This is a genomic window from Clostridioides sp. ZZV14-6009, from assembly GCF_020658095.1.
Classification (GTDB): domain Bacteria; phylum Bacillota; class Clostridia; order Peptostreptococcales; family Peptostreptococcaceae; genus Clostridioides.
In genome coordinates this window covers 1-267 of record NZ_JAGWDG010000088.1, presented here as the reverse complement: position 1 = coordinate 267, position 267 = coordinate 1, and the positions used below count along the sequence as shown (strand labels likewise).

Sequence of the window (267 nt, the reverse complement as noted above, 5' to 3'; positions counted from 1 at the left end):
GAATTGGCAGACGCACTAGACTTAGGATCTAGCGCCATTGGCGTGGGGGTTCGACTCCCTTCATCCGCACCATTTTTATTTAATTTAATAAACGAGCGGGAATAGTTCAGTGGTAGAGCGCAACCTTGCCAAGGTTGAAGTCGCGAGTTCGAATCTCGTTTCCCGCTCCAAATTTATGTTTATAGTGCAATGTGGGTGCATAGCTCAGCTGGATAGAGCAACGCCCTTCTAAGGCGTGTGTCCGGGGTTCGAATCCCTGTGCGCTCA

2 tRNA genes are annotated in these 267 nt (G+C 49.8%); both read left to right on the top strand.

The window, feature by feature from the left end:
* Positions 1-95: 95 nt before the first annotated feature.
* Positions 96-170, top strand: a tRNA-Gly gene (locus KGF36_RS20000).
* Positions 171-193: 23 nt separating this feature from the next.
* Positions 194-267 (top strand) — tRNA-Arg (locus tag KGF36_RS19995).